The organism is Pseudomonas sp. H26/SER47-MNA-CIBAN-0231, assembly GCF_040310465.1.
In the GTDB taxonomy this organism is placed as follows: Bacteria; Pseudomonadota; Gammaproteobacteria; order Pseudomonadales; family Pseudomonadaceae; genus Aquipseudomonas; species Aquipseudomonas atacamensis.
The window spans coordinates 1-280 of sequence record NZ_JBEOPW010000066.1; the positions used below are offsets into that span (position 1 = coordinate 1).

A 280-nucleotide genomic window follows, 5' to 3' on the forward strand; every position below is an offset into this window, starting at 1 on the left:
GTTTTTTGTCTGCTATTTCTCGAGCAAATAACTCGACATCACCAATCACTTCAATTCCCATGTCCAATGCTGCACGCACTTCAGGCGTATCGATTGGCACACCAGGGCTGATGATAATTTGGCTAGACTGAACTAAATAACGACAATCAAACCCGCCAGCCAATAATTCAATATCGGCAAACTCTTGTGCCAACGTATCTGCACCCGGCGGATGACGACGACTGTCCATCACTAAAGGTTTAATGCCTTTAGACACTAAAAAACGCACGACCGAGAGCCC

The 280-nt window shown here is 46.1% G+C and carries 1 pseudogene; it reads right to left on the bottom strand.

The window, feature by feature from the left end:
* Positions 1-280, bottom strand: a pseudogene (gene murD, locus AAEZ10_RS27275) (UDP-N-acetylmuramoyl-L-alanine--D-glutamate ligase); the annotation flags it as partial.